Raw genomic sequence first — 276 nt, forward strand, 5'->3', positions numbered from 1 at the left:
GAATATGTCGACGATTCAATACTGCATTTTGATTTTATTTTTTTTGATCTTCCAGGTACCGCTAATACTAAGGGTGTTCTGACAACCTTAACAGCTATGGATTTTATTTTTGCACCAATAACGGCTGACCGTCTAGTGGTCGAAAGCACGCTAACTTTTGTAAAAGCATTTCTCCAGTTTCCTGAAATAACTAAAGAAAATAAAGAACAATCAATGTGGTTATTCTGGAACCAGGTCGATGGGAGGGAAAGAAGCACTCTTTATGATGCTTACCAG

Annotated in this window: 1 pseudogene; it reads left to right on the plus strand. The window is 37.7% G+C overall.

What is annotated here, in order from left to right:
- Positions 1-276: pseudogene (locus SCA31_RS23265) on the plus strand (ParA family protein); the annotation flags it as partial.

The sequence above is a fragment of the Chryseobacterium sp. SIMBA_028 genome (assembly GCF_046535285.1).
Taxonomy (GTDB): domain Bacteria; phylum Bacteroidota; class Bacteroidia; order Flavobacteriales; family Weeksellaceae; genus Chryseobacterium.